Genomic DNA, 24,247 nt, shown 5'->3' on the forward strand with positions numbered 1-24,247 from the left:
ATTATGAGTTACGCAACATTTGACGCCATTAAGATCGGCATCGCTTCTCCGGAGATGATCCGTGAGTGGTCCTACGGTGAGGTCAAGAAGCCGGAGACCATCAACTACCGCACGCTGAAGCCGGAACGGGACGGCCTGTTCTGCGAGCGCATTTTCGGGCCGACGAAGGACTGGGAGTGCCACTGCGGTAAGTATAAGAAGATCCGCTACAAGGGCAAGATCTGTGACCGCTGCGGCGTGGAGGTCACCCGGGCCAAGGTGCGCCGTGAGCGCATGGGCCATATCGAGCTGGCCACCCCCGTCAGCCATATCTGGTATTTCAAGGGCATTCCCTCCCGCATGGGCCTGCTGCTGGACATCAGCCCCCGCATTCTGGAGAAGGTGCTGTACTTCGCCGCCTATATCGTTACCGATCCCGGCGAGACGCCCCTCATCAAGAACCAGATCCTGTCTGAGAAGGAATACCGCGACATGCGGGAAAAGTACGAGGACGATTTCGACGCCGGCATGGGCGCCGAGGCCGTGAAGAAGCTGCTGCAGCAAATTGATCTGGAGCAGCTGAGCGAGCAGCTCCATGCGGAGCTGAAGACCACCTCCGGTCAGAAGAAGGCGCGTATCGTCAAGCGCCTGGAGGTGGTGGACGCCTTCCGCCTCAGCGGCAACAAGCCGGAGTGGATGATCATTGACGTCCTGCCGGTCATCCCGCCGGAGATCCGGCCCATGGTCCAGCTGGACGGCGGCCGTTTCGCCACATCCGACCTGAACGACCTGTACCGCCGCGTCATCAACCGCAACAACCGCCTCAAGCGCCTGATGGAGCTGAATGCCCCCGACATCATCGTCCGCAACGAGAAACGCATGCTGCAGGAGGCGGTGGACGCCCTCATCGACAACGGCCGCCGCGGCCGCCCCGTCACCGGCGCCAACAACCGCGCCCTCAAGTCCCTCAGCGATATGCTGAAGGGCAAGCAGGGACGCTTCCGCCAGAACCTGCTGGGCAAGCGCGTGGACTACTCCGGCCGTTCCGTTATCTGTGTCGGCCCCGAGCTGAAGATCTACCAGTGCGGTGTGCCCAAGGAGATGGCACTGGAGCTGTTCCGGCCCTTCATCATGAAGAAGCTGGTGGAGGACGGCTCTGCCAACAACATCAAGTCCGCCAAGAAGATGGTGGACAAGGGCCGTACCGAGGTGTGGGACGCGCTGGACGAGATCATCAAGGACCATCCCGTCATGCTGAACCGTGCGCCTACGCTGCACCGTCTGGGCATTCAGGCCTTTGAGCCGGTGCTGGTGGAGGGCCGCGCCCTGAAGCTGCACCCCCTGAACTGCACGGCCTTCAACGCCGACTTCGATGGCGACCAGATGGCTATCCATGTTCCCCTGTCCGCCGAGGCCCAGGCCGAGGCCCGTCTGCTGATGCTGTCGGCCAACAACCTGCTGCGTCCCCAGGACGGCGGCCCCGTCACCGTGCCTACCCAGGATATGGTGCTGGGCTCCTACTACCTGACCTTTGAGCGCTTCGAAAACGGCGTGTCCCAGATGGACAACGACGAGTACTGGCCGGAGGGTATCGACTTCGCTCTGGCCGGCAGGACCTACGACGAGCTCACCGACGAGGAGAGGGCCAATGTCCATCTGAACATCTACCGCGATGAGGACGAGGTGCTGATGGCTCATAACGAGCACATCATCGGCATCCACCAGCCCGTCTGGGTCCGCGTCACCAAGGAGCTGGGCGGCGAAAAAGTGACCCATGTGGTGCGTGCCACTGCGGGCCGCATCATCTTCAACCGCAACATCCCTCAGGATCTGGGCTTTGTGAAGCGCCTCGACGAGGACGGCAAGCCTACCGACAAGTTCTTCGACTACGAGATCACTGAGACCTGCGGCAAGAAGCTGCTGGGCAAGATCGTGGACCGCACCATCAACCAGTACGGCTTCACCATCGCCGCCGAGGTGCTGGACAACATCAAGGCCACCGGCTACAAGTACTCTACCCGCGGCTCCATCACCATCTCCATCGCGGACATGACGGTGCCCAAGGCCAAGTATGAGCTGATCGCCGAGACGGAGCAGCGCGTGGTGGACATCGAGGACCAGTACAACATGGGCTTCATCACCGATGAGGAGCGCTACAAGCTGGTGGTCCGCGAGTGGGAAAAGACCACCGCCGATGTCACCGATGCCCTGACGGCCAACATGAACAAGTACAACCCCATCTTCATGATGGCGGATTCCGGCGCCCGCGGCTCCATGAAGCAGATCCGTCAGCTTACCGGTATGCGCGGCCTGATGGCCAACACCGCCGGTAAGACCATCGAGATCCCCATCAAGGCCAACTTCCGTGAGGGCCTGAGCGTGCTGGAATACTTTACCTCCAGCCGAGGCGCCCGCAAGGGTCTGGCCGATACGGCTCTGCGTACCGCCGACTCCGGTTATCTGACCCGCCGCATGGTGGACGTCTGCCAGGACGTCATCATCCGTGAGGCCGACTGCGGCGCTGCCAAGGGCATCCTGGTGTCCGAGATCAGCGAGGGCGGTCAGGTCATCGAGAAGTTCTCCGAGCGCATCAAGGGCCGCTTCCCGGTCAACGACATCCTGAAGCCCGGCACCGACGAGGTGCTGATCTCCAAGGATCACATGATGACCGAGAGCGACGCGGCGCTGCTGGAATCCTTCGACATCCACTCCGCCGAGATCCGCACCGTGCTGACCTGCCGCGCTCACAGCGGTATCTGCGCCAAATGCTACGGCATGAACCTGGCCACCAGCAAGCCTGTGGGCCCCGGCGAGGCCGTCGGCATCATCGCGGCGCAGTCCATCGGCGAGCCCGGTACCCAGCTGACCATGCGTACCTTCCATACCGGCGGCGTGGCCGGCGGCGACATCACCCAGGGTCTTCCCCGAGTGGAGGAGCTGTTCGAGGCCCGCAAGCCCAAGAAGATGGCCACCCTGTCCGAGATCAGCGGTAAGGTCCGCTTCGAGGAGGCTGCCAAGGGCAGCCTGCTGAACATCATCGTCACCGCCGATGACGGTGATACCCGCACCTACTCCACGCCCCATACCGGCCTGCTGGTGAAGGACGGCGAGGTCATCGAGAAGGGCCGCCAGATCCAGGAGGGCGCCCTGAACCCCCACGATGTGCTGCGTATCCGCGGCGCTTCCGCGGTCCACAACTACCTGATCCAGGAGGTCCTGAAGGTCTACCGTCAGCAGGGCGTGGACATCAACGACAAGCATATCGAGGTCATCGTCCGCCAGATGATGCGCAAGGTCCGCGTGGAGGAGGCAGGGGACACCACCCTGCTGTCCGGCGCCATGGCCGACGTGCTGGAGGTGGAGGATGCCAATGCCGCCGTGCGTCAGCGCATCGCCAACGGCGAGGTCCGCGAGGACGGCGAGCCCCTGCAGGAGGCCACCTGCACCCAGCTGCTGATGGGTATCACCAAGGCGTCTCTGGCCACCGATTCCTTCCTGTCCGCCGCGTCCTTCCAGGAGACCACCAAGGTCCTGACCGAGGCCGCCATCAAGGGCAAGGTGGACCATCTGGTGGGTCTGAAGGAGAACGTCATCATCGGTAAACTCATCCCCGCCGGTGCCGGCCTGACGGCCTACCGCAAGCTGGCGGAGGAGCTGGTCCCCGACGTGGAGGCCGAGGAGGAGGCGGTGGAGAACGTCTACGCCGCGTCCGCCGGTCCCGTGGAGGATGAGACTCCTGCACAGACGGCAGAGCCCGCCGACAGCGATCCCCGCAGTGACGAGGAGTAAGCACCCCTGACCACATCCAAGCGCCCCTCCGCCGGCCGGCGGAGGGGTGCTTTCGTGAAAACGCCGTATTTTCACGGGAAAATTTCAGTGAACTACACAAATTTTTGTGCCGATCCTACTTGACGCTTGCCCCGCCCTATGCTATAATTTCAAATTGCGCGGGATCGTCCGCGGGATTTGTTATGCCATGACAGGAGGGCGTCATCCGTGGCCGGAGAGCTGACTGCAAAGGAAAAGGTAGTAGGCCTCAAGCAGACACGGAGAGCCGTCACACAGGGCACGGCCCGACAGGTCTATCTGGCCTGCGACGCGGACCCCGCCCTGACGGAGCCGCTGCTGGCGCTGTGCCGCGAGAAAGGCGTCAGCGCCGACTGCTCCCTGACCATGCAGCAGCTGGGCAGGGCCTGCGGCATCGCCGTGGCCGCCGCCGCGGTGGCCATTGTGGCGCAATGAGTTTCCAGCCGGAATAAACTCCGTTTGTTCCGTGGAAAATATAGGGAAGCATCCCAAGAAATTTTTGAGAAAGGAGAAACCAAATGCCTACTTTTAACCAGCTGGTCAAGCAGGGCCGCAAGAAGAGCACCTACAAGTCCAATTCTCCCGCCATGCAGAAGGGCCTGAACACGCTGAAGAACAAGGAGACTGACCTCAGCTCCCCTCAGAAGCGCGGCGTCTGCACTGCCGTCAGAACTGCGACCCCCAAGAAGCCCAACTCCGCTCTGCGTAAGATCGCCCGTGTGCGTCTGACCAACGGCTACGAAGTCACCGCTTACATCCCCGGCGTGGGCCACTCCCTGCAGGAGCACTCCGTCGTCATGATCCGCGGTGGCCGTGTCAAGGACCTCCCCGGCGTCCGTTACCACATCATCCGCGGTACTCTGGATACCCAGGGCGTCTCCGGCCGTATGCAGGCCCGCTCCAAGTACGGCGCAAAGCGCCCCAAGAGCAAGTAAGCCTTGCATCTCTGAGCTTTGCCAAAAGGTTTCTCATTATATTTATAATGTACCTCTTTGGCAGGCCGTACAACAGCCGGACCGCGGCTGTTGAGTACCTATGAAATCATATTTTTATGAAGGAGGGAAGCATAGTGCCCAGAAGAGGTAATGTTCCCAAGAGAGAGATCTTGCCCGATCCTATGTACAACTCCGTGCTGGTGACCAAGCTGGTCAACAGCATCATGTTGGACGGTAAAAAGGGCGTCGCCCAGAAGGTCGTCTACGGCGCCTTTGATATTATCAAGGAAAAGACCGAGAAAGAGCCTCTGGAAGTGTTCACCCAGGCGATGGAAAACATCATGCCCAGCCTGGAAGTCAAGGCCCGCCGTGTCGGCGGCGCCACCTATCAGGTCCCCATGGAGGTCCGTCCCGCCCGTCGTCAGACCCTGGGTCTGCGCTGGCTGACTGCCTACTCCCGCGCCCGCGGCGAGCGCACCATGGCCGAGCGCCTGGCAGGCGAGATCATGGACGCTGCCAACAACACCGGCAGCGCCGTGAAGAAGCGCGAGGATACCCACAAGATGGCCGAATCCAATAAGGCATTCGCCCACTTCCGTTGGTAACCCAAATTACGATTTGAGAAGGAGAACGGTATGCCGAGAAAGGTAACACTGGAGAATACGAGAAATATCGGCATCATGGCCCACATTGATGCAGGAAAGACCACTACCACAGAGCGTATTCTGTACTACACGGGCGTGAATTACAAGTTGGGCGAAACGCACGAGGGCACCGCGACCATGGACTGGATGGAGCAGGAGCAGGAGCGTGGTATCACCATCACCTCCGCCGCTACCACCTGCTACTGGAAGGGCTCCAAGGATCAGTTCCCCCAGACCCGCATCAACATCATCGACACCCCGGGCCACGTGGACTTTACTGTGGAGGTGGAACGTTCTCTGCGCGTGCTGGACGGTTCCGTCACCGTAATGTGCGCCAAGGGCGGTGTTGAGCCGCAGTCCGAGACGGTGTGGCGTCAGGCCGATCACTACCATGTCCCCCGTATGATCTACGTCAACAAGATGGATATCACCGGCGCGGACTTCTACCACGTGCTGGACATGGTGCATGACCGTCTGAAGGCCAACGCCGTCCCCATCCAGCTCCCCATCGGGAAGGAGGATACCTTCAAGGGTATCATCGATCTGGTGGAGATGGATGCCGATATCTACTACGATCAGCTGGGTAAGGACATGCGCGTGGAGCCCATCCCCGAGGACATGATGGATCTGGCCAACGAGTACCGCGAGAAGCTGCTGGATGCCGTTTCCATGTTCGATGACGAGATCATGGAGATGTATCTGGAGGGTCAGGAGATCCCCACCGCCAAGATCCGCGCCGCCATCCGCAAGGCCACCTGCGCCGTGAAGATGGTGCCCGTGGTCTGCGGCTCCAGCTATCGCAACAAGGGCGTACAGAAGCTGCTGGACGCCATCGTGGACTACATGCCCGCACCCACCGACGTTCCTGCCATCAAGGGCGTCAACCCCAGGACCGACGAGGAGGAGGAGCGCAAGTCTTCCGACGACGAGCCCTTCGCCGCGCTGGCCTTTAAGATCATGACCGACCCCTATGTGGGCCGTCTGAGCTTTTTCCGCGTGTACTCCGGTACGCTGACCACGGGCTCCTCTGTCCTCAATGCCACCAAGGGCAAGCGCGAGCGTATGGGCCGCATCCTGCAGATGCACGCCAATCACCGCGAGGATATCGAGTCCGTCTACTCCGGCGACATCGCCGCCGTGGTGGGTCTGAAGAACACCACCACCGGCGACACGCTGTGCGATGAGAAGAACCCCATTATCCTGGAGTCCATGGAGTTCCCCGAGCCTGTGATCCGCGTGGCCATCGAGCCCAAGACCAAGGCCGGCCAGGAGAAGATGGGCGTTGCCCTGGCCAAGCTGGCCGAGGAGGACCCCACCTTCCGTACCTACACGGACGAGGAGACGGGTCAGACCATCATCGCCGGTATGGGCGAGCTGCATCTGGAGATCATCGTGGACCGTCTGCTCCGCGAGTTCAAGGTGGAGGCCAACGTAGGCGCACCTCAGGTGGCCTACAAGGAGACCATCCGCAAGGCCGTGGATCAGGACACCAAGTATGCCCGCCAGTCCGGCGGTAAGGGCCAGTATGGTCACGTCAAGATCCATGTGGAGCCCAACGAGTCCGGCAAGGGCTACGAATTTGTCAACGCTGTGGTGGGCGGCGCCATTCCCAAGGAGTATATTCCGGCCATCGATGCCGGTATTCAGGGCGCCATGCTGGCCGGTGTCGTGGCGGGCTATCCCGTCGTGGACGTGAAGGTCACGCTGTTCGACGGCTCCTACCACGAGGTGGACTCCTCCGAAATGGCGTTTAAGATCGCCGGCTCCATGGCCTTCAAGGAGGCCATGCGCAAGGCCGATCCCACGCTGCTGGAGCCCATCATGAAAGTCTGCGTCATCGTGCCTGACGAGTATATGGGCGATGTCATCGGCGATATCAACTCCCGCCGCGGACAGATCCAGGGCTACGAGATGCGCTCCGGCGCACAGCAGATCGACGCCTTCGTGCCTCTGGCAGAGATGTTCGGCTACGCCACTGACCTGCGCTCCCGTACTCAGGGCCGCGGCCAGTACACCATGGAGCCCAGCCACTACATCGAGCTGCCCAAGAGCCTGCAGGAAAAGCTGATCAGCAAGCGCACCGGCCGGGAAAATTTATAAAACCGTAATTTACAATTGATTTTCCCGCGTGAATACTGTAAAATGGCAGTGTTAGATTGTTAGTGCTGCCCAACACATGATACAAAACTGTTAAGGAGGATCATTTCAAATGGCTAAGCAGAAATTTGAAAGAACAAAGCCCCATGTTAACATCGGTACCATCGGTCATATCGACCATGGTAAGACCACTCTGACCGCTGCGATCACCAAGTATCTGGCGATGCAGGGCGGCGCTGAGTACACCGATTACTCTTCCATCGATAAGGCTCCCGAAGAGCGCGAGCGTGGTATCACCATCAACACCGCTCACGTTGAGTACGAGACCGCCAAGCGTCACTATGCCCACGTTGACTGCCCGGGCCACGCCGACTATATCAAGAACATGATCACCGGTGCTGCTCAGATGGACGGCGCCATCCTGGTCATCGCCGCCTCCGACGGCCCCATGGCTCAGACTCGTGAGCACCTGCTGCTGGCTCGTCAGGTGAACGTGCCCTCCGTGCTGGTCTTCCTGAACAAGTGCGATCAGGTCGACGACGAGGAGCTGCTGGAGCTGGTGGAGATGGAAGTCCGCGAGCTGCTGGACTTCTACGGCTTCCCCGGCGACGAGACCCCCATCATCCGTGGTTCCGCTCTGAACGCTCTGGTTTCCGAGTCCACCGATCCCAACGCTCCCGAGTATCAGTGCATCAAGGAGCTGATGGACGCTGTTGACACTTGGATCCCCACCCCCGACCGCAAGGAGGATATGCCCTTCCTGATGCCCGTTGAGGACGTGTTCACCATCTCCGGCCGTGGTACCGTTGCTACCGGCCGTGTGGAGCGTGGCATTCTGAACCTGAACGAGAAGGTCGAGATCGTCGGTCTGTCCGATGAGAAGCGTGAGACCACCGTTACCGGTATCGAGATGTTCCACAAGCTGCTGGACTACGCTGAGGCCGGCGACAACATCGGCGCCCTGCTGCGTGGTGTTGCGAAGACCGAGATCGAGCGCGGCCAGGTTCTGTCTAAGCCCGGTTCCATCCATCCCCACACCAAGTTCACCGGTCAGGTGTACGTTCTGACCAAGGACGAGGGTGGCCGTCATACCCCCTTCTTCAACAACTATCGTCCCCAGTTCTACTTCCGTACCACCGACGTGACCGGCGTCATCACTCTGCCCGAGGGCGTTGAGATGTGCATGCCCGGCGATAACGTCGACATGAAGGTTGAGCTGATCACCCCCATCGCTATCGAGAACGGTCTGCGTTTCGCTATCCGTGAGGGTGGCCGTACCGTCGGTTCCGGCGTCGTCATCGCCATCGAGGAGTAATTTCCCGCCGAAGGTCACGGATCAGATGATCTAAAGAAGAGAGACACGCGCAAGCGTGTCTCTCTTTTCGCATCTGGGACGCAGGAGGCCCGCTTTGGACGGGGAGGCTTGCGCCGGCCGCAGCATCTGCATTTCGCGCATCGTATCCGCGTTGTGTACCCCGCCCGCGTTTGCGCCGTGCCGCCCCGCGTCCGCTGGGAAGTACCTACTTCTCAGGGAAGGTCAGCCCGGTCTGGAAGCCGTTTTCACCGGTGGCGATGATGTCGCCGCCCACCAGCCGGTCTCCACAGGTGAACAGATTCACCTGCACCCCGTCCGGTACATCAGGGTAGTTGGTAACAGTGTAGGTGAAGCGGCGCACTACCTGACCGGCGCAGTCAGCCATGGGCATGCCCTGCTGTGTCTGGAGCTTCAGGTAGTCGCCCCATTGCGCCTTCAGGTCCTCCGGCAGCTGGAGGTCCATGGTGGCCACCGGCTCCGGCAGCACCTGCCAGCCCAGACTTTCCAGATAGGCTACCCGCTGCTCGTTGGTGGCAAGCGTCACCGCTTCACGGGGCGCGGCGCTGCGGAAGCAGCCGGCCAGCAGCAGGGCCATGCCGGTGACAAGTACCAGCGCCGCCGCGGCCAGCAGAATTTTTCGGCGTGTAAAGCGCATATGAATGACGTACAAGCTCATCACCTCTCGCTAATTTATATTGGCGGTTGGGCACGGATATGATATAATCGGAAAAATGACCACAGGAGGGCGGCATGGAACGTTTGGACAAGGTGCTGGCGGCTACGGGCCGCTGGTCGCGGCGGGAGGTCAAGCAGCTGGTGCGGCAGGGGCAGGTGCGGGTCAACGGCGCTGCCGCGACCTCCGCCGAGGAGAAGGTAGAGCCGGAGACAGCGGTCATTACCGTAGGCGGCGAGCCGGTGCGGCTGCAAAAATATACCTACGTGATGCTGCACAAGCCTGCCGGCGTGCTGACCGCCACCGAGGACAGCCGGCAGCGGACGGTGCTGGATCTGCTTCCGCCGGAACTGCGGAAACGGGGACTGTCGCCGGTAGGGCGGCTGGACAAGGACACGGAGGGCCTGCTGCTCCTGACGGACGATGGAGAGCTGGCCCACCGGCTGCTGAGCCCCAAATACCACGTGGACAAACGCTATTTCGCCCGCGTGGATGGCCCGCTGGATCAGGCGGATGTGGACGCCTTTGCCGCGGGGATGACCCTGGGCGATGGACTGATGTGCCTGCCGGCGGGACTGGAGCCGCTGGCGGAGGGAACGTGCATTGTGACCCTGCGGGAGGGCAAGTTCCACCAGGTGAAGCGGATGCTGGCGGCCAGGGGCGCACCGGTGCTGTACCTGAAGCGGCTGTCTATGGGGCCGCTGACGCTGGATGCGGCGCTGCCCATCGGAGGTTGGAGAGAACTGACGGCGGAGGAGACGGCATCACTGCGGTGTACCGCCGGATTGTGATTTTTTAGACAGAACTGTAAAAATATCGATAGATATTTTGTTAAAAAGAGAAAAAAACACTTGCAAAATCGTCACTATGACGATATAATAGGGGCATCGGCTTGACAGATTGCACAAAATACCTACGCGAGGCTCGCAGGAGGAGTCGTTATGTCGGGAAGAATTTTTCAGAATGTTGTATTGCAGTTCAAGGAGACAACGGACCGCACCATCGGCGTCCTTGACGCGGAGGGTACCGTTATTGCATGCAGCGAACTGACGGGCATCGGCAAAAAGTGGACCAAATACGTGGAGCCCATCGCCGCCGCCGAGGGCGCCTGCATCACGCTGGAGGGCCGGACGTTCAAGGCACTGCCCAGCTGGAGCAGTCACTTTGACTACGCGGTGTTTGCCAGCGGCGACGACAGCATGAGCCGGACGGTATGTTCCATGGCGGCGGTGTCCCTGAACGCGGCCAAGAGCTATTATGAGGAGAAGCACGACAAGGGTTCCTTCATCAAGAACATCATCTCCGACAACATTCTGATCAGTGATATTTACATGCGGGCCAAGGAGCTGCACGTGGCGGCGGAGACGGCCCGTGGCGTCTTCGTGGTCCGACCGGTGGACGAGCGATTGGAGACGGTGCCTGTGGACGTGATCCAGGGCCTGTACCCGGACCGCCAGAACGATTTCGTCATCAGTGTGGGCGAGCAGGATGTGGCCCTGATCCACCAGATGGACGAGAACGCCACCGCCAAGGATCTGGAGGCCGTGGCCCAGCGCATTGAGGAGGCTCTGCGCATCGACGGCGAGAGCTGCGTCTTTGTGGGCATCGGCACGCTGGCTCTGCACCTGCGGGACCTGGCCAAGAGCTATAAGGAGGCCCAGATCGCCATCGAGGTGGGCAAGGTGTTCGACACCGAACGCTACGTCATCAACTACGAGAATCTGGGCATCGGCCGCCTGATCTACCAGCTGCCCACCACCCTGTGCGAGATGTTCCTGCAGGAGGTGTTCAAGAAGAACCCCATCGACGCGCTGGATCAGGAGACGCTGTTCACCATTTACAAGTTCTTCGAGAACAACCTGAACGTGTCTGAGACGGCGCGGAAGCTGTTCGTCCACCGCAACACCCTGGTGTACCGTCTGGAGAAGATCAAGAAGCTGACGGGTCTGGATCTGCGGGAATTCGACGATGCCATTACCTTCAAGGTGGCGCTGATGGTCAAGAAGTACCTGACCAGCCGCGGCATTGACGCGTAACGCCAATAAGTTTACATAAAAAACAGCACCTGCGGGCCCCGCAGGTGCTGTTTTTTCACCGGAAATATCCCCCTGCGGGAACCCACGGACAGGGAAACGCGTCGAAAAAGCGGTGGGGGAATTTAAGGAAATATTCATATCTTTCCTGTTGCCATTTTGTAACCATTTATATATAATGAAAGAAGCTCGAAACAAGCCACAAGATGTTGCATTTTGACGAACAGGAGCAGAGTTATGATCCGTTTGATAGACGCTGAAAAAATATATGACAACGGGACACATGCCCTGAACGGCGTGTCCTTCACCGTGGACGATGGGGAGTTCGCGTTCCTCGTGGGGCCCTCCGGCTCCGGCAAGTCCACCATCATCAAGCTGCTGACCGGTGAGGTGGTGCCCACCTCGGGCCGCGTGATGGTCAACGGCTTTTCCATGAGCCGCATCTCCGAGCGGCAGATCCCCTACATGCGCCGGACTATCGGCGTGATCTTCCAGGATTTCCGCCTCATCGCCAACAAGACGGTGTACGACAATCTGGCGCTGGCCATGCGGGCCGTGGGCGCATCGCCCAAAGCCCTGCGGGAGCGCATTCCCTACGTGCTGGAGCTGGTAGGTCTGGCGGACAAGGAGAACCGCTATCCCGACGAGCTGTCCGGCGGCGAGCAGCAGCGCGTGGCCATCGCCCGGGCGCTGGTGAACAACCCCAGCACCATTGTGGCCGACGAGCCCACCGGCAATCTGGATCCCGCCCGCTCACTGGAGATCATGACCCTGCTGGAGCGCATCAACGCGCTGGGTACCACCGTCATCGTGGTGACCCACGAGCGAGGGCTGGTGAACCGCTTCAACAAGCGGATCATCCTGCTCCATGAGGGCCGCGTTATCGGCGATGGTATGGGAAGCTATGAGGTGTAAGGCATGAAATATAATTTTCGATTTTTCATCAAGGAGGGCGCGGGGAACATGTTCTCCCACGGGTTCATGTCCTTTGCCGCCATCGGCATCAGTGTGGCCTGTCTCCTCATTATGGGTACCTTTACACTGGTGGCCTACAACGCCAACGAGAATCTATCGGATCTCCAGCAGGAGAACGCGGTGGTGGCCTTCGTGGACGACTCCCTGACGGAGACACAGGCCCGGGACCTGCAAGCCCAGCTGGAAAAGGTGGACAACGTGGCGGACTGCACGTTCATGTCGCGGGATGAGGCCAAGGAGAACTATATCGAGAAGTACGACGGCGACGAGCTGTACGGCGACCTGCCGGCAGATGTGTTCCGCCACCGATATGTTATCCATGTCACCGACCCGGATCGCATCATGGAGACCAAGACGGCGGTGGAGCAGGTGACGGGCATCGCCAAGGCCCGCGCCGATCAGGCGGTGGCCGAGGGCTTCACCACGGCCCGCAACGTGGCGAGCATCATCAGCATCGCCCTCATCGCCATTCTGCTGCTGGTGTCGGTGTTCATCATCTCCAACACCATTAAACTGACCACATTCGACCGGCGTGACGAGATCGCCATCATGAAGATGGTTGGCGCCACCAACGGGTTCATCCGCTGGCCCTTCGTGTTCGAGGGGCTGCTGCTGGGCCTGTTCAGCGCCGTCATCGCCTTCGGCCTTCAGTGGCTGCTGTATACCGCCGTGGCCCGGGGCATCGGCACCTCCGACAGCCTGCAGATCCTGACGGTGATCCCCTTTGAGCAGATATGGCAGCCGGTGGCGCTGGTATTCCTGGGCGCGGGCATCCTGGTGGGCGTGGGCGGCAGCCTGACAGCCATCCGGCGGTTCCTGCGGGTCTGATGAACGGAGGGAGAGCTATGAAAAAAGGAAAACGCCTTCTATGCGGCGCGCTGGCCCTGCTGCTGGTGCTGTCGCTGACGGCGGTGGGTACCGTGCAGCGGGCTTATGCCACCAAGAGCGAGGAGGATCAGGCCGCCGAGGAGCAGAAGAAGGCGGAGGAAGCGGCCCAGCGTCAGGCCGAGATGGACGAGCTGGAGCGGAAGAAGCAGGAGAAGAAGGATCGTATCGCCGAGCTCCAGAAGCAGATCGCCGACGCCAAGTCCAAGAAAGAGGACGTCATGGGCACCAAGACCCTCCTGGACCAGCGGAATCAACTGCTGATGGAGGAGATCGATGACACCAAGGCTCAGATCGACCTGTACGCGGAGCAGATCCAGGTCTATCAGGAGATGGAGGAGGAGCAGTACGCCCTCTTCTGCCAGCAGGTGCGCAGCGAGGAGGAGCGGGGCAGCCTGTCCTACTGGTCGGTACTGTTCAAGGCCACCAGCATCTCCGACCTGCTGAGCCGGCTGGAATTTGTCAACGAGGTGGCGGAGTACGACCGCAGCCTGATGGAAGCCATCCGCCAGACCCGTGAGAACATCAAGACGGAGAAGGCCGCCATGGAGGAGCAGGAGCAGCTGCTGGCCCAGCAGCAGGATGAGCTGCAGAAGAAGGTGGACGAGGCCGCGGCGCTGATCGCCGAGTACGCCGCCACCCAGAAGGGCTACGAGGAGCTGGCCGCCGCCGAGGAGAAGGAGGCCCAGGAGATCGAGGCCCAGATCAAAAAGCTGCTGGAGACGTCGGACGTGCCCCCCAGCCCCGGCGGCTTCATCTGGCCCGTTACCACCAGTAAGATCATTACGTCCCCCATGGGCGGACGTGTGTCCCCCGGCGGCATCGGCAGCACCAACCACCGCGGCGTGGACATCGGCGGCGTGGGCACCACCAGCGCGGCTCTGGCCACCAAGAGCGGCAAGGTCATCATCGCCAAGACCGTGGTGTACGGCTCCTACGGCGGCAGCGGCTATGGCAACTACGTAGTGCTGGACCACGGCGGCGGCTACACCACGCTGTACGCCCACCTCAGCTCCGTGTCCGTCAGCGTGGGCGACATGGTGACGCAGGGCGATACGGTGGGCATCACCGGCTCCACCGGCAACTCCACCGGCCCCCATCTGCACTACGAGGTGATGATCAACGGCGTCAACCAGAACCCGCTGGACTACCTGCCCGGGTACATCGCCCGCTGGTAAGAAAGACATATGCAAAAACTCTGCATCATACCATGATGCAGAGTTTTTTTGCGTGGAGGCGGGATATGTACGGCTATATCCGGCAGGGACGGCGCACGGCGCTGACGCGGGAGACCATCGGCGGCGTGCCGTTCTGGGTGCTGACGGCGGGGCAGGGCCTGCTGCGGCGCCGGGGCGTCCGCCGCCTGCTGCGGCGGATGGCGCAGTGCGGCGTGAAAACGGCGGTATTCGAGGACGATGCGTGGCAGGCCGCGGCGGCAAAATACGGCATCCGGCCGCCGCCGGTGCAGGCCCTGCGGCTTTGCAAGCTGGGGGAGCTGCTGGACTGCGTATGCCCCCGGGGGTTGCGGGGCCAGGCGGTGCGATTGCACACAGGGGAGGACGGCGCGGCGGCCCGGCGCGCCGCGCAGGTGCTGGCCCGGCGGGCGCGGTACGTGGCGCTGGAGCCCTCCGGCCAGACGGGACTGGAGCGATGGCTGCTGGCGCAGTACGGTCTGGCGGCAGGGTGCTGCGGCCATACGCCGGCGGTGACGGTGCATCTGGGCCCCGCACCGGAGAAGCAGGATGCGGCAGTGTACCTGGGACCGGACTGCGCCGCGCGCCAGCAGGTGACTTACGCGGCGCCGGGGCTGGGACCGTGGCCGGTGACGGAGCAGCTGCTGGCGGCGCTGACCGCAGCGGAGCAATGGGAGCCATCAGAAATTCATGTGGTTTCGGTGACTTCCCGCGCTTGACAGGCGGGGGGAAACTTACTATAATGCAACGTGATATATTGTGCGTATTTTGTCTGTAAAGGGGCATCTTACCAATAGAAAGGAATGTGCAGCATGGCAAAAGAATTCAAAATGAGTCAGGCCCGCTACGACGAGCTGAAGCAGGAGCTGGATTACAGCAAGACCACCCGCGCCGATGAGGTGGCGGAGCTCATCAAGGAGGCCCGCGGCTTCGGCGACCTCAGCGAGAACAGCGAGTATGACGAGGCGAAAAACGAGCAGGGCAAGCTGTATTCCCGCATCGCGGAGCTGGAGGACATTCTGCTGCACGCGGTGATCGTGGATGAGACGGAGGAGTCCGACAAGATCACCATCGGCAGTGTCGTTACCGTGACGGAGCTGGCCGGCGGCAAGCAGCTGCCGGTGTACCGCATCGTGGGCTCCCAGGAGGCGGACGTCATGTCCCGCGCTGTCAGCGAGGACTCCCCCTTCGGCAAGGCCCTGATGGGCCACAAGGCCGGCGAGGAGGTAGCGGTAGAGGCGCCCCGCGGCGTGATCCGCTACCGCATCGACAAGATCGAACGCTGAACGCAGGGCGCACAGTGCGTCCGCATTGGCAATATACAAAGGAGGGCTGCAAGATGGCAGACGAAACCAACCGCAACGAGACACAGCAGCAGGACCTGGGTGAACTGCTGCGCATCCGCCGTGAGAAGCTCAAGGCCCTGCAGGATGAGGGCCGCGACCCCTTCCAGATCACAAAATTCGACGTGACGCACCACACCCAGGACATCAAAGACAACTTCGACGCCATGGAGGGCACCGAGGTATCCGTGGCCGGCCGCCTCATGAGCAAGCGCGGCATGGGCAAGGTATCCTTCTGCGATCTGCAGGATAAGACCGGCCGCATCCAGATCTACGCCCGCAAGGACGAGATGGATGAGGACAACTATAACCGCTTCAAGAAATACGACATCGGCGATATTGTGGGCGTCAAGGGCGAGGTGTTCCGCACCCAGCGGGGCGAGATGTCCGTCCGCGCCAGGGAGATCACGCTGCTGAGCAAGTCTCTGCGCCCCCTGCCCGAGAAGTTCCATGGCCTTACCGACAAGGAGATCCGCTACCGTCAGCGGTACGTGGATCTTATCATGAACCCCGAGAGCAAGCGTAACTTCGAGATCCGCAGCAAGTTCGTGGCCTATCTGCGCCGCTATCTGGATGGTCTGGGCTTCATGGAGGTGGAGACGCCGGTGCTGAGCCCCATCGCCGGCGGCGCCAACGCCCGTCCCTTCATCACGCACCACAACGCCCAGGACATCGACATGTACATGCGCATCGCCACGGAGCTGCACCTGAAGCGCCTGATCGTGGGCGGCATGGAGCGCGTCTACGAGGTGGGCCGCATCTTCCGCAACGAGGGCATGGACACCAAGCACAATCCGGAGTTCACCACCTGCGAGCTGTATCAGGCATTCACCAATCTGGACGGCATGATGGACATTCTGGAGGGCATCCTCTCCGGCGCCGCCAAGGAAATTCTGGGTACCTATCATGTCCAGTGGCTGGGCCACGAGATCGACCTGACCCCCAGCTGGCAGCGCGTGACCATGGCGGACGCCGTGAAGAACGTCACCGGCGCCGACTTCATGGCCTGTGTCGGCGACGCCGACAAGGGCGTGGAGCTGGCCAAGAGCGTGGGCGTGGACATGGAAGGCGTGCCCCATACCTGGGGCAACGCCCTGTACGAGACCTTTGACCAGAAGGTGGAGGAGACGTTGATCCAGCCCACCTTCATCACCATGTACCCCGTGGAGGTCAGCCCGCTGGCCAAGCGCAGCCCCGAGCAGCCCGCCCTCACCGAGCGGTACGAGATGTTCATCTGCGGCTGCGAGATGGGCAACGCCTTCAGCGAGCTGAACGACCCCATCGACCAGTACGAGCGCTTCAAGGCGCAGGCGGAGAAGCGCGCCAACGGCGACGAGGAGGCCGACATGATGGACGAGGACTTCGTCATGGCATTGGAGTACGGCATGCCGCCCACCGGCGGTTTGGGCTTCGGCATCGACCGCTGCAGCATGATGCTGTGCGGTACGGATTCCATCCGCGATGTCATCCTGTTCCCCACGATGAAGCCGTTGGACTAAAATTCCACAATATATAGTGCCTGATGAAGTGGGACGGCACAAGATGTAGTAAAAAGGGCTTACAACTACAACTTTTCTACAACTTTTGCTTGAAATCAGACGGCTTCAGACGGGCCAAAATGAAGGGCAAATCCGTGTTTTTTATGCGGATTTGCCCTTTTTTGCAATTTTCACATTAGCACCAAATTGCCCTTGATTGCCTCTGCTTTTTCTCTCATGTTTTCTTGCGTAATATGCGTATAAATATCCATAGTTGTGGAAAAATCAGCGTGGCCCATCACTTGCTGGATAAACTTGATGTCGTTCGTGCTTTCACAGAGCCGCGTGCAGAATGTGTGTCTCATGTTATGTACGCTAAAATGCGGCAGCAGTTCCGGCTCACGATCTTCCAGTTCAGCCTGATCCATTTCTTCGGCGTTGTAGGCGATGGAAATACGCTGGATGGCCCGGTTGATATTATGGGCACTGAGAAAGTAACCTTCCCGATTCCTAAAAAGGAAACCGTGATACCCATTCATCACAAGGTCTTCCGGATAGAGGGTGTCCATGACTTCAATCAATGTGCGGAGCTGTTCAGCAACCTGCGGATACAGGATCGGGATGGTACGGGTGCCGTTGGTTGTTTTAGGGGTGTTGATGTGAAAACCTGCTTTCCCATCAATCACACGGTAAATCAAATTATGATTGACAGAGATGGTGTTGCTCTCCAGATCCACATCATTTTTAGTTAAGCCAGTACATTCCGCAACACGCATTCCTGTACCGAGCAGCACGACCATGACAGGCAGCCAGTGGCTATACATCGGTGACTTGGAAATGAAACGAAGAAAGTTCTTCTGCTGTGTCATAGTCAGCGCGATTCTTTTCTTCGGGGGTGCCCCGGCCCCCTCTGTTTTGAGAGAGCGATAGACGCCCTTGCTGGGATTTTTTCGGATGTAATCATCATCGACCGCCAATTCCAGCGTGGGATGGATCAGGTTATTGATGCTTTCCAGAGAATTGATTGCAAAGCCTTTTTTCAAAAGCTTCGTGTAAAAGGTCAGGATGTCGCTCTTTCGGATATTAGGCAGAGGGATGTTAGCAAACGGCTCGTCCTTCACATAGTTGTTCCAAAGATATTCGTAATTCGCCCGTGTAGAAGCCTTTAACTGAATTTTCGTATCCATGAGGACTTTGAACATATCATTTAGGGTAATTTTCATAGCCTCCTGGGTACGAATACCGTCATCGCTGTCACGGTTGAGCACTTTTTCTTTGGCTCGCAAACTGGCAAGGTCAAAATCATAGATGTACTTTTTCTTTTTGCCCAGCTTATAGACAAACATATAGCTGCCGTCTGAGCGTTGTGTCTCTCCTGGCCGCAGGTTACGGCCTTTGTTGTCTTTTCTAACTTTTGGCATAGGCTGATACCTCCCGATGTTTTGTGTGTTGCTGCGCCCGGAATGGGCAGGGCTCTGTTAGCATGAGATCTCGTACAAGTATTCCTTTACTCGCTGAACGCTCCAAAGGACACGAGAATTCATGGTGATGCGGGCGTGGGCCAGGTCGCCGATCTGGACGGCCGTGTGCCGCCCGCAGTCGAGCAGTTTGCAAAGCGATTCTGTATCGACCGCCAAGCACTGATCTGGTGAAAGGTCATTGGGTTTTCTTTTTTCCATAATTGCCCTCCTTTATTTGCAATTACATATATCCCCTACGATTTGTAGGAAAAGGTTTTCAACAAAAACAATGAAGTCACTTAAATTCATCGGGAAGTGTGAAGGCTCTTCCATCGTCCATTTCCTGCGCCGGGGCTTTCCGCCGCGTATTTTCAGGCTGCCGCTATGCGACATTTAAGTTGTGGGCGCGCACAAACACACTATCCGCATCTCCTGTATAACTCCGATAAAAGAGGTTATGAGAATTGTCAAGGTACAAAAAGAGCGTGCAGACTGGCTACGGAATCCGGCACCATGTCTGTACACCCTATAAATAGGGCAAGAAGGCTGTTTTTCTGCACAGCCTATTTTTTGTAAAAAAATTCTTCTGTTAGACTATATATAGACATTTGTTCTTGACTAAATCAATATATTGTGCTATCCTGTCTTTGTAATTGATTTTTGTGCGTTCCCCATTGGGATACAGATGAAAATCTGTACCGCAAGACCAAGAGCCTTGCATTGCACACGCAGTTAAGATTGTATTTGTGCCAGTAGTATTGCTGTGCCCATTTGGGCCAGTATATTACTGGCTTTTTTTATTTTTCGGGGTTTCCCCATCAGCGAGGATGACATTGGTTCATAGGCAACTATGAACGACAGGCGTTTTGCCCTTTGTCATGCTCGCTTTTTTGTCGCCCAAATGCCGGAAACGGCTTTGAGGATATATCAAACTACAGAAAGGCAGGTATCACGCATGAATGTAAAAAAGCGAAGGCAGGAGCCTATGGCAAAAAGGAAATGGCCTTTGGAGAACTGGCAGCATCAGAAGGTGCCCAAATCCAGCCAAGTCCATAGTCCAATGATTCGAGTACACGCTATTCCCCGCCGCACACGGAGGGGGTGCTAAAGATGCCGGCGAGCAATGCGGCTGCCGAAAAACGAAGTCAACCCCAAATTTTGGTGGAAACGGCGGGCCTGTCCGAAGAGGAATGGCTTGCATACCGCCGGAAAGGGATTGGCGGCAGTGATGTGGCGGCTCTGCTGGGAATTTCACCTTGGCGGACAGCAAGAGACCTCTACTTTGACAAGCTGAATATCGTAGCGGTCGAAGACAATGAGGACAACTGGGTTGCCCTGGAAATGGGGCACCTGTTGGAGCCGTTGGTGGCGAAGATATTCCAACACCGCACAAGGTACAAGATCTATCAGATCAAAAAAATGTTCCAGCACCCGCAGTATTCGTGGATGCTGGCCGATGTGGACTATTTTGTGGAATTGCCGGATGGCAGTACCGCAATTCTGGAGATCAAAACCACAAACTACAACGCAAGGGATAACTGGTGGCTAAACGGTGAAGAAACCGTTCCCGTCTATTATGAAGCCCAAGGGCGGCACTATATGGCCGTCATGAATTTGGACCGCTGCTTCTTCTGCTGCCTGTATGGCAACAATGAGGACGAAACCATTATTCGTGAAATCCGGCGGGACGAGTCCTATGAGGAGGAGATGATTTTTCTGGAACAGTATTTCTGGGAAAACCATGTTCTTACCAGGACACCTCCGCCCTATACCGAGGATGGTGATCTGGTGCTTGAAAGCGTGCGCCGGCATACGGGCTCTGCGGATCAGGATGCCCCCGTTGTAACGCTTGATTTGAGCCTGACAGCCAAATTGATGCGCTATCTCCAGCTTCAGGAGCAGGAGAAACTCACGGAAGCGGGTAGCAAGGAGATTGAGGCGGATATGAAGAGGCTGAAGGCGGCGCTGGTTGCGGAAATGGGCAAGAGCTGCAAGGCCGTTTGCCAACAGGATGGGGTGAACTATATCGTTACTTACAATCCGGTGAGAAAGTCCAGCATTGACAAAGACAATCTGATGCGGCTGAAGCTGGACCACCCTGATATTTACGAGCAGTATGTAACCGTTTCAGAATCCCGAAGGTTCAGTGTGAAAATTGATACCAAGGCGGCATGAGAAAGGAGGAAAATGATTTGATCCATAGAGGAACTTATGATGGGACAATTTACCATAATCCTGCAAATAAGTTCTGCATCATCAGTGTAAAAACCACGGACAAGGATGTGCCCCAAGAAGCCAGGTCTACCCGCCGGCACAAGGACCATCTGATTCGGTTTGTGGCAACCGGCTACGAACTGCCCCGTACAGACGCGGTAGAGCTGGAACTGGATGGCGAATGGAAAAAAGGAAAGTATGGGATGCAGCTTCAGGTGGAGCAGTGGCATGAAATTGTCCCTCAAACCACGAGCGGCGTGGAAGGCTACGGCAGCGCGCTTCTGACCTGGGACGACTAATATCGGCATAGCAGCGGCCACGGTCACTACATTCCAGCTGTGCCGCATAGCTCAGTACGCCGATTCCAGCACACAGGTCGATAATTCTGATCGTCTTTCCGTATAGGCATGGAATCTGGAGAGTAAAATCGTTGGCAAGTCCAAAAGGAGTAAAAAATGCACCGGACTTGCTATTGATGTACTCCGCGTCTTCCCGAAAATTTTCAAAGATAAAAAGCTTATCTTCGTGGGAAAGGTGTTCTTTCTGCAGGAGACGAACCGCCTGATCGTGGAGCTGAATTTCTCTTTTGGTCAGCTTGCTCATGGACATCCTCCATTTGTATAGCTTGGTACAGTTTAGACAGTGAAACCTTCCATACTGCAGCGAAGAATGCAGTAGTCGGTCTGAAGGCTTTTCATGTGCCGCAGAATATCTTCTTTGGACTGGTAGCCCTCCAAATTCAACGCCTGCCGTTCCGGACAGCCCTTCTCACTGGTCAGGTTGCAGTACCAGTACCCGCTTTTGGTCTGGTAGACCTTCCGATGTCTCTTGTGACCGGGAATCGTGAGTGTCAAATGCAGACCACCGACGCCATACTCTGCATGAACGAGCATAAAAGTCGCTTTATACAGCTCGCGTTCTTCTTTTTCTACAAAACCGCAGAGGTCAGGCAGCCTGGGGCACCTTCCAGATGCAGGGGTCATATCACGCCGGTTCCGTTGGGATTTTCCCCGGCACCAGCAATCCCGAGCCTCGCATTTTTCACAATCCACAGCGCCATGAAGCGGTGGGAAATAATGTTGCTGCTCCATAACATGGCCTCCTTAAAAACAGTCATTCTGCATTACTTTTTGGCAGGCCAAGTCCAAACCAGCTTTCAGCTGAGGCATGGCCTCCATGTATTGGGGCGTGATACCCAGGGCATCAAGCGTGTCTTGAACATCGCCGGTATAGCCGTATTCGTGGTTGGAAAGTTCAGTCAGGAACATTTCATAAATGAACTTGTCTCCAGCTGTATCAGCGGCGATGGCCTCCTCAAGCTCCTTGCGGTGCCGGGCAAACATTTCATGCAGCTTCGGCGCATCGCTTTTGCGGTAAAATCCACCGGTGCCAGCAATAGCATACACCTGATTCATGTCGGAAGGGCGCAGGCCGAGCCGGCGCATTCCCTCTGCGAACTGCTGTTTATCGAACGCAAAAAACATGGGAAAAGCGTTGACTTCCTCCTGCTGGCGATTCCGCAGCTCCTGATATTGGTTTTTCATATTATGCGGCCTCCTCTTTCCTCTGCTGTACAGATAGCCTGACACGCCATTCTTCTGGACGGGGCTGACTGTGGCGAATCCGTTCTAAAAGGTCTTTATTCGCACAGACGGCATATTGCTTCCACTGATGCTCTGGCCCTTGACGGGTCAGGTGCTCCAAGGCATACATCATAACAGCACCTTACCTTTCCAACTCGAATTGCCGAAGTTTTTCTAACAACAGGCGGGTGTTCTGCTCGTATTGCTCAAGGAACGGCTGATCCAAATTGAAGTTATAATATCGGTAAAACAGCACTTGGAAGGTCATCTGTTTGCACAGTTCCGGAGAGATCGAGCGCATCCGCTTACCGATTTCCGTGATAGCGGTATATTCCTGTTTCAAATACTCTTTCTCCATTCTGGGGAAATTGCAGTAAAACCAGTCTTTGACGGAGACCTTTCCACCGGTGAAATGATACTGCTGATTGCGGTCAAAGCAGAGGCAGTATTCAAAATCACGGCCCCGCTCTCCAGGCCCTACAGAAAAGGGATAGATCCGGCAAGTCCGGGGGCGCGCCTCGTAGATGCTGCACAGCCCGTCCTTCAGAAAAATACAGGAATCATCCGTCCCTGTGGTTTTCAGCATGAAGATGGGAAAGCACTCTTGGGTCAGAGGCATAGGCTCGCAGTATCGGGTCAACACATCGTCTATGGTGCAGATGTTGGGATCACGGCCACGCAAATAGTTTGCCAGCCGGTAGGCATCCAGGCTCTCCACCATCAAACTATCCTTGATATGACGGCAACATTGTCCACACCTGCGGCACTGGTAGTCCACACAGTCTTTGGCATGAACGGACACTACCATTGTTTTTTGATCATCCATGACAATCCTCCGAAAAAGGGCCGTGGCGGAAAATCCGTCACGGCCCAAAACATATAGGACAAGTTCTGTTGTCCCCGTATCTTCTTACAACCGCTTTACGCGCACGCGGCCAGGCTCATCATCGGGAGCGGGTTGCAGGCCGCCAGCGGAAAAGGGGCCATTGAGAGGCAGTAATTGGAGTTGAGCGTTTCAAAGCGCACCATATCATCCGACTGGTCGTGGATGGCAACCACACGGGAGGTATGATAGATCTTACCACCAGCGTGAAGAAGGGCGCCCTGCCCAATCACCAGCGGACGCAGGAGTACTCCGTGCATCACAATAGATTTTTTTGATTTCGTCATATACTTCGACCTCCATTCTGTTTGTAAGTGGATGGTTACTCGTGGCACAACCTCAAAAACACAGCATGGACCTCATCAAGAAGTTCCTGGATGCGTTTCATCGGTATTTTTTCGTGGCTGGAAATCTCCCTGATGCCATAGCCGTAACCCTTCATGCGGACAATTTTCATCTGTTGTTCGGAAACATGGGAAGCCAGGTCATGAAGCATCTGCTGCATTTCAAATTCCTGCATGAGCCTGTCCTGACCCGGCAGCACCTCTTCCAGCGGCACACCATCCGGGTATAGGCCCAGATGAATGCTGATGACTTCTGCATTACGCTTGCGGCGTGCTTGGGAGCGAAAATAGTCGCAGATACATAAACGCATTCGATGCATAGCAATAGCAGCAAATGAATAGTGCTGCGCCGATTCATCAGAAAAGTAATCTTTGACAGCCTTCAAATATGGAAAAATAACTACAT

Annotated in this window: 24 protein-coding genes; 16 read left to right on the top strand and 8 right to left on the bottom strand. The window is 57.7% G+C overall.

Annotated features, from left to right (window positions below; genetic code table 11):
- Positions 1–3 precede the first annotated feature (3 nt).
- From rpoC to tuf, 6 genes are all read left to right on the top strand, one after another.
- On the top strand, positions 4–3,768 hold the full coding sequence (rpoC, locus tag ACZM22_RS02370) for a DNA-directed RNA polymerase subunit beta' (protein ID WP_484424801.1): 3,765 nt from the start codon (positions 4–6) through the stop codon (positions 3,766–3,768).
- 207 nt (positions 3,769–3,975) lie between these two features.
- Entirely contained in the window at positions 3,976–4,221 is a 246-nt protein-coding gene (locus tag ACZM22_RS02375) for a L7Ae/L30e/S12e/Gadd45 family ribosomal protein (RefSeq protein WP_483267780.1), read from the top strand.
- Positions 4,222–4,304: 83 nt separating this feature from the next.
- Complete coding sequence (gene rpsL / locus ACZM22_RS02380; RefSeq protein WP_022135056.1) at positions 4,305–4,721, top strand: 30S ribosomal protein S12; 417 nt, start codon at positions 4,305–4,307, stop codon at positions 4,719–4,721.
- A 134-nt stretch (positions 4,722–4,855) separates the two neighbouring features.
- Positions 4,856–5,326 (top strand): 30S ribosomal protein S7, encoded by a 471-nt coding sequence (gene rpsG, locus ACZM22_RS02385; protein ID WP_483267779.1) that lies wholly within the window; start codon positions 4,856–4,858, stop codon positions 5,324–5,326.
- 30 nt (positions 5,327–5,356) lie between these two features.
- Positions 5,357–7,465, top strand: coding sequence for an elongation factor G (gene fusA, locus ACZM22_RS02390; RefSeq protein ID WP_483267778.1), 2,109 nt, complete (start codon positions 5,357–5,359; stop codon positions 7,463–7,465).
- 109 nt (positions 7,466–7,574) lie between these two features.
- The gene (gene tuf / locus ACZM22_RS02395) at positions 7,575–8,777 is read left to right on the top strand and encodes an elongation factor Tu (protein ID WP_484424804.1); all 1,203 of its coding nucleotides are present in this window, start codon (positions 7,575–7,577) and stop codon (positions 8,775–8,777) included.
- A gap of 205 nt (positions 8,778–8,982) precedes the next feature.
- Here the strand turns inward: tuf and ACZM22_RS02400 are convergent, their stop codons facing one another.
- Positions 8,983–9,447: a DUF4830 domain-containing protein gene (locus ACZM22_RS02400; protein WP_489542967.1), complete on the bottom strand. Its 465-nt coding sequence runs from the start codon at positions 9,445–9,447 to the stop codon at positions 8,983–8,985.
- 80 nt (positions 9,448–9,527) lie between these two features.
- On the opposite strand from ACZM22_RS02400, the gene ACZM22_RS02405 reads away from it, so the two are divergent.
- From ACZM22_RS02405 to lysS, 8 genes are all read left to right on the top strand, one after another.
- Positions 9,528–10,241 carry a pseudouridine synthase gene (locus tag ACZM22_RS02405; RefSeq protein ID WP_489542968.1) on the top strand — a complete coding sequence of 238 codons (714 nt, stop codon included), beginning with the start codon at positions 9,528–9,530 and terminating at the stop codon, positions 10,239–10,241.
- Between the two features lie 150 nt (positions 10,242–10,391).
- The gene (locus ACZM22_RS02410) at positions 10,392–11,486 is read left to right on the top strand and encodes a PucR family transcriptional regulator (protein ID WP_483267774.1); all 1,095 of its coding nucleotides are present in this window, start codon (positions 10,392–10,394) and stop codon (positions 11,484–11,486) included.
- A 234-nt stretch (positions 11,487–11,720) separates the two neighbouring features.
- The gene (gene ftsE / locus ACZM22_RS02415; protein ID WP_489542969.1) at positions 11,721–12,398 is read left to right on the top strand and encodes a cell division ATP-binding protein FtsE; all 678 of its coding nucleotides are present in this window, start codon (positions 11,721–11,723) and stop codon (positions 12,396–12,398) included.
- Between the two features lie 3 nt (positions 12,399–12,401).
- Positions 12,402–13,286, top strand: coding sequence for a permease-like cell division protein FtsX (gene ftsX, locus ACZM22_RS02420; RefSeq protein ID WP_489542970.1), 885 nt, complete (start codon positions 12,402–12,404; stop codon positions 13,284–13,286).
- Between the two features lie 17 nt (positions 13,287–13,303).
- Positions 13,304–14,521 (top strand): murein hydrolase activator EnvC family protein, encoded by a 1,218-nt coding sequence (locus ACZM22_RS02425; RefSeq protein WP_489542971.1) that lies wholly within the window; start codon positions 13,304–13,306, stop codon positions 14,519–14,521.
- 65 nt (positions 14,522–14,586) lie between these two features.
- Positions 14,587–15,255 (top strand): hypothetical protein, encoded by a 669-nt coding sequence (locus ACZM22_RS02430; RefSeq protein ID WP_489542972.1) that lies wholly within the window; start codon positions 14,587–14,589, stop codon positions 15,253–15,255.
- 93 nt (positions 15,256–15,348) lie between these two features.
- Positions 15,349–15,822, top strand: coding sequence for a transcription elongation factor GreA (gene greA / locus ACZM22_RS02435; RefSeq protein ID WP_483267769.1), 474 nt, complete (start codon positions 15,349–15,351; stop codon positions 15,820–15,822).
- A 53-nt stretch (positions 15,823–15,875) separates the two neighbouring features.
- Positions 15,876–17,378, top strand: a complete 1,503-nt coding sequence (gene lysS / locus ACZM22_RS02440; protein WP_489542973.1) for a lysine--tRNA ligase — start codon at positions 15,876–15,878, stop codon at positions 17,376–17,378.
- A gap of 170 nt (positions 17,379–17,548) precedes the next feature.
- Here the strand turns inward: lysS and ACZM22_RS02445 are convergent, their stop codons facing one another.
- Both ACZM22_RS02445 and ACZM22_RS02450 read right to left on the bottom strand, forming a co-directional pair.
- Positions 17,549–18,778 carry a site-specific integrase gene (locus tag ACZM22_RS02445; protein ID WP_244052526.1) on the bottom strand — a complete coding sequence of 410 codons (1,230 nt, stop codon included), beginning with the start codon at positions 18,776–18,778 and terminating at the stop codon, positions 17,549–17,551.
- Positions 18,779–18,835: 57 nt separating this feature from the next.
- The gene (locus ACZM22_RS02450; RefSeq protein ID WP_006573960.1) at positions 18,836–19,036 is read right to left on the bottom strand and encodes a hypothetical protein; all 201 of its coding nucleotides are present in this window, start codon (positions 19,034–19,036) and stop codon (positions 18,836–18,838) included.
- Between the two features lie 891 nt (positions 19,037–19,927).
- On the opposite strand from ACZM22_RS02450, the gene ACZM22_RS02455 reads away from it, so the two are divergent.
- Together ACZM22_RS02455 and ACZM22_RS02460 are read left to right on the top strand one after the other, a co-directional pair.
- Positions 19,928–20,992: a YqaJ viral recombinase family nuclease gene (locus tag ACZM22_RS02455; RefSeq protein WP_489542974.1), complete on the top strand. Its 1,065-nt coding sequence runs from the start codon at positions 19,928–19,930 to the stop codon at positions 20,990–20,992.
- A gap of 17 nt (positions 20,993–21,009) precedes the next feature.
- Positions 21,010–21,330: a YrrC family ATP-dependent DNA helicase gene (locus ACZM22_RS02460; protein WP_489542975.1), complete on the top strand. Its 321-nt coding sequence runs from the start codon at positions 21,010–21,012 to the stop codon at positions 21,328–21,330.
- A 336-nt stretch (positions 21,331–21,666) separates the two neighbouring features.
- Here ACZM22_RS02460 and ACZM22_RS02465 read toward each other — a convergent pair whose 3' ends face one another.
- The 5 genes from ACZM22_RS02465 to ACZM22_RS02485 all read right to left on the bottom strand — a co-directional run bounded on the left by ACZM22_RS02465 (position 21,667) and on the right by ACZM22_RS02485 (position 24,227).
- A complete protein-coding gene (locus ACZM22_RS02465; RefSeq protein ID WP_244052612.1) occupies positions 21,667–22,122 on the bottom strand; it encodes a hypothetical protein in 456 nt (151 codons plus the stop codon).
- A gap of 12 nt (positions 22,123–22,134) precedes the next feature.
- Positions 22,135–22,575, bottom strand: a complete 441-nt coding sequence (locus tag ACZM22_RS02470; RefSeq protein ID WP_244052613.1) for a DUF7659 family protein — start codon at positions 22,573–22,575, stop codon at positions 22,135–22,137.
- Positions 22,576–22,756: 181 nt separating this feature from the next.
- Positions 22,757–23,440 carry a YkgJ family cysteine cluster protein gene (locus ACZM22_RS02475; protein ID WP_244052614.1) on the bottom strand — a complete coding sequence of 228 codons (684 nt, stop codon included), beginning with the start codon at positions 23,438–23,440 and terminating at the stop codon, positions 22,757–22,759.
- A gap of 95 nt (positions 23,441–23,535) precedes the next feature.
- On the bottom strand, positions 23,536–23,784 hold the full coding sequence (locus ACZM22_RS02480; RefSeq protein WP_244052615.1) for a hypothetical protein: 249 nt from the start codon (positions 23,782–23,784) through the stop codon (positions 23,536–23,538).
- 35 nt (positions 23,785–23,819) lie between these two features.
- Positions 23,820–24,227: a sigma-70 family RNA polymerase sigma factor gene (locus ACZM22_RS02485; RefSeq protein WP_489542976.1), complete on the bottom strand. Its 408-nt coding sequence runs from the start codon at positions 24,225–24,227 to the stop codon at positions 23,820–23,822.
- Positions 24,228–24,247 lie beyond the last annotated feature (20 nt).

The organism is Vescimonas sp., from assembly GCF_057856985.1.